Genomic DNA, 3,516 nt, shown 5'->3' with positions numbered 1-3,516 from the left:
CCTCGCCGGCCCGGCATCCCGGTCACGACGATCCCGGTGGAGGGCTACGGCGACGCGGTGAAGGCGAGCGTGGCCGGGTCCGGCGGCGGCAACCGGCCGGTCGTTCTCATGGGCCATCGCGACACCGTCTTCCCGAAAGGGGAGCCGACGCGGCGGCCGTTCCGGGTCACCGACGGCCGCGCCTACGGGCCCGGCGTCGCCGACATGAAGGCGGGCCTCGTGATGAACGCCTTCGTGCTCGCCGCCTACCACCGGGCCGGCGGCGCCCCGGTGCCGCTCGTCGGCCTGTTCACCAGCGACGAGGAGATCGGCTCGCCGGCCTGCCGCCCGATCATCGAGGAGACCGCCCGAGGCGCCCGCGCGGTGCTGAATTCCGAGCCGGGGCGGCCGACCGGCAACGTCGTCACCGGCCGCAAGGGCGGGGTGTTCATGCATCTCGAGGTGCTCGGCAAGGCGGCCCATTCCGGCGGCAACTACGCCGACGGGCGCAGCGCCATCCTGGAGCTCGCCCACAAGACCGTCGCGTTCCACGCCCTCACCGACCTCGACCGCGGCACCACGGTGAATGTCGGCCTGATCGCCGGCGGCCAGTCGGTGAACACCGTGGCGCCCCGGGCGACCTGCGAGATCGACCTGCGCTACGTGACCCCACCCGACCGCGAGGCGGCCATGGGCCGGATCGCCGCGATCGTGGCCGGATCGACGGTGCCGGACACCACCGCGCATCTCACCATCAAGGGCGAGTTCCTGCCGCTCGTGCAGGACGAGGCCTCGCGGGCGCTGTTCGAGACCTATGCCCGGGTGAGCGCGCAGGGCGGCCATCCCGTCACCGGCGAGTTCGCCGGCGGCTGCGCCGATTCGGGCTTCACCGCCAGCGTCGGCTGTCCCACCCTCTGCGCGGTGGGCCCGGTGGGCGGCAAGGCCCACTCGCCCGAGGAGTACCTGGAGGTGGGAAGCCTCGTGCCGCGGGCGCGCGCGATGGCCGAGACCATCGCGGCGCTCTGACGATTCAGAGGCCGACCGTCGCCAGCCCGGCCGCGCCGCGGCGGTCGCCGTCTCCGGGCGGACGCCGCGGCGCCGGACGCGCCTGTCCGTTCGAGGCGCAGGCGGCGGCCAGGATATCGCGGCCGGCCGCCAGATGCGGCCGGTGCTCAGGAGCTTCGTCGATCACGTCCGGGGCCGCTAGCGCCGCCGGCGCGCCTACGGGCGCAGGGCCGCCACGAGGCGCAGCAGGAACCCGTCGAGGGCCGCCTTGTCGATCCAGCGCAGCACCGCGACGAGGTCATGCTCGGGATCGCACCAGATCACGTTGTTGCCCGCCCCGAGGGCGCTGAAGGCCGAGGCCGGCAGTTGCGGCCTGGCGGCCGCGCCGCGGTTCAGCCACCAGAGGTAGCCGTAGCTGTCCAGCGTCGGGGACGGCGTCAGCATGGCGCGGATCCAGCGCTCCGAGAGGAGCTGCCGCCCGTTCCAGGCGCCGCCGCGGGCGACGAGGAGGCCGAAGCGGGCGTGGTCGTCGGCCCCGATGAACAGGCCGCCGCCCCAGTGGCCGCCGCCGGGGACCGACTGGACCCGCGCGCCCGCGACCTCGACCCAGGCCGTGTCGTAGCCGTGCCACGCCCAGTCGCGGGAGGCGCCGATCGGATCCATGATCCGCTCGCGGAGCACCTCCGGGAGGGCCCGGCCGAAGCGGCGCATCAGGCCGTACGACAGCAGGTTCACCCGGACGTCGTTGTACTCGTAGTAGGTGCCCGGGCGCCGCAGCGCGCGGGCCTCGCCCTTGCGGCTGTTGTCGGCGCCGGGGCCGATCTGCCGGAAATGGTCGACCTGATCGGACTTGCCGAACAGCGTGCCCTGCCACTCGCTCGATTGCTGCAGGAGGTGGCGCCACGTGATCGCGCCATTGTGCGGGCCGTCGAGCAGCGGGTCGGGGACGCTGTCCCGCACCGGCGCGTCGACGTCGGGGATCAGTCCGTCGTCGTGGGCGAGGCCGGCCAGCACCGCGAGGTAGCTCTTGGCGATCGAGAAGGTCATGTCCGGGCGGGCCGTGTCCCCCCAGGCGGCGACGCGCCGGCCGCCCTTCAGGATCACGCCAGCCGGGCCGCCCCGCGGACGCACCGGCCCGTCGATGGCGCTCCAGGGCCCCGTCTCGTTCCACTCGACGATCCCGACGTAGCGCCCGTCGGGATAGTACAGGCTGCGCGGCCACGCGCTCTCGTGGGCCTCCGCGAAGGCGACCGCGTCCGCGAGCCGCCCGGCATCGAGCCCCGCCGCACTCGGGTCCTGCTCGGCCCAGTCCTGCGTCGGCCAGTACGGCCCGGTCGCTTCGGTCACGCGCGTTCTCCCGACGGTCCTCTCCGGTGCGGACGCATGCAGGGCCTGCGCCGCGGATCGGACCATCCGTAGAGCCATCGCCCCCGCGGGGGCAGAGCGCGTGGCGCGGTTCGGGCCTCGCCCCGCGCACCGGAGCCGGATGTGTCAGCCCTTGCCGGTGAAGCGCACGGCGCAGCCCGGACGGGCCGCGACGAGGCCCGCGCCGCGCGCGCGGCCGAGGACCATGCAAGCGGTCGACAGCCCGTCGGCGGCGAGCCCCGTCGGCGCGGTCACCGTTACGGACGACAGGGCGCGCGGCGACCGGCCGGTGGCCGGATCGAAGATGTGATGGTCGGCGCGGTCGTCCGAGAAGCTCATGTTGTAGTCGCCCGAGGTCGCGGCGAAGCCCGTGAACGGGGCGATGACGGCGGCGACCGCGCCGGGATGGCGGGGATCGGCCAGGCCGAGGCGCCAGGGCGTGCCGTCGGGATGCGCGCCGGCGGCGCCGAACTCGCCGGTATCCACGAAGGCGTCCGCGATCCCGCGCGCCCGGAGCGCCGCCATGACCTGGTCGGCGGCATAGCCCTGGACCAGGGCGTTCAGGGTCAGGGCCGTCCCGGGCTCCAGGACGACGCGGTCCGTCCCCACCTGCACCCGCCGCCAGCCGACCCGCGCCAGGGCCGCGCGCAGGGCTTCCGCCCCGGGGCGCTCGCCGCGGGCGGCGGCCTGGGCCCAGACCGGCCAGAGCGGCTGGACTGTCGGGTCGAAAGCGCCGCCGGTCTCGGCCGCGAGGGCGAGGGCGAACCGCAGGAGGACGACGAGGTGCGGGTCGGGGGCCTCGAGAACGCCATCGCGATTCAGCCGCGCCAGGGCGCTGTCGGACCGGAACAGGCTGGCGGCGTCCTCCACGGCGCGCATCGCCGCGAACCCGTCGCTCAGCGCCGCCTCGATGGCGGATGGGTCGGGCCCCGCGGCGGTCAACGCCACGGTGGTGCCGAAGGCGAGGCCGGCGCGGGTGCGCAGCGCCAGCCCCCTTGACGCCGCGGAGGCGCGGAACGCCGCGACGCCGCCGAGCGCGGCCAGCCCCGCGGCCCCGACGAGCAGCCGGCGCCGGCCGGGCGCGAAGTGGGACGGCGCGCTCATCCGACGGTCACCGGCCGGGGCGCGGCGCGGCGGCCCCGCTTGCGCGCCACCACCTGCGGCACG

Annotated in this window: 3 protein-coding genes; 1 reads left to right on the top strand and 2 read right to left on the bottom strand. The window is 75.6% G+C overall.

Going from position 1 to position 3,516, the window contains the following annotated elements; all coding sequences use genetic code 11:
- Nucleotides 1–1,005: M20 family metallopeptidase (locus tag I53_RS26135; protein WP_051045081.1), on the top strand; the 1,005-nt coding region annotated here is incomplete at its 5' end.
- Between the two features lie 195 nt (nucleotides 1,006–1,200).
- Here I53_RS26135 and I53_RS26130 read toward each other — a convergent pair.
- Together I53_RS26130 and I53_RS26125 are read right to left on the bottom strand one after the other, a co-directional pair.
- Nucleotides 1,201–2,331 (bottom strand): serine hydrolase, encoded by a 1,131-nt coding sequence (locus I53_RS26130; protein WP_043356363.1) that lies wholly within the window; start codon nucleotides 2,329–2,331, stop codon nucleotides 1,201–1,203.
- 144 nt (nucleotides 2,332–2,475) lie between these two features.
- Entirely contained in the window at nucleotides 2,476–3,453 is a 978-nt protein-coding gene (locus tag I53_RS26125; RefSeq protein ID WP_043356361.1) for an FAD:protein FMN transferase, read from the bottom strand.
- Nucleotides 3,454–3,516 lie beyond the last annotated feature (63 nt).

The sequence above is a fragment of the Methylobacterium sp. B1 genome (assembly GCF_000333255.1).
Lineage (GTDB): Bacteria > Pseudomonadota > Alphaproteobacteria > Rhizobiales > Beijerinckiaceae > Methylobacterium > Methylobacterium fujisawaense.
This window is presented reverse-complemented; position numbering and strand designations above follow the sequence as displayed.

Coding starts and splice junctions, on each gene's coding strand:
- I53_RS26125 (WP_043356361.1), bottom strand. CDS start 3,453: ATGAGCGCGCCGTCCCACTTCGCGCCCGGCCGGCGCCGGCTGCTCGTC.